The organism is Adlercreutzia sp. DFI.6.23 (assembly GCF_024462535.1).
Lineage (GTDB): Bacteria > Actinomycetota > Coriobacteriia > Coriobacteriales > Eggerthellaceae > Adlercreutzia > Adlercreutzia rubneri.
Genome location: NZ_JANGBP010000869.1, coordinates 1 through 255, shown reverse-complemented (window position 1 = coordinate 255; position 255 = coordinate 1). Strand labels below are relative to the sequence as shown.

General features: G+C 78.0%; 1 protein-coding gene. It reads right to left on the bottom strand.

Annotated features, from left to right (window positions below):
- The coding region (locus NE591_RS15825) for a helix-turn-helix domain-containing protein (RefSeq protein WP_256157168.1) at nucleotides 1-255 on the bottom strand (255 nt) is incomplete at both ends.

The window sequence follows — 255 nt, the reverse complement described above, 5'->3', positions numbered from 1 at the left end:
GCCCCGGCGGCTGCTCGCAGGGCATCGGGCGGGCCGGCCGGCTCGCCCGGCGGGTCTTCCCCTCGTCCACGGCCTCTCCCTTCCTCCTCTTCCTCGCGGGCGCCGGCAGCAGCGCCGCCGTGCCCCCTCGGGCGTACCTTCCCACGCTGTAGCGCACCTGCTGGGGGGTCAGCCCCGTCTCCCGGGCCGCCTGGGCGGCGGTCGCCCCCTCGGCCACGCGCCTTATCGCCTCGAGCTTGGGGAGCACGGGCTTGG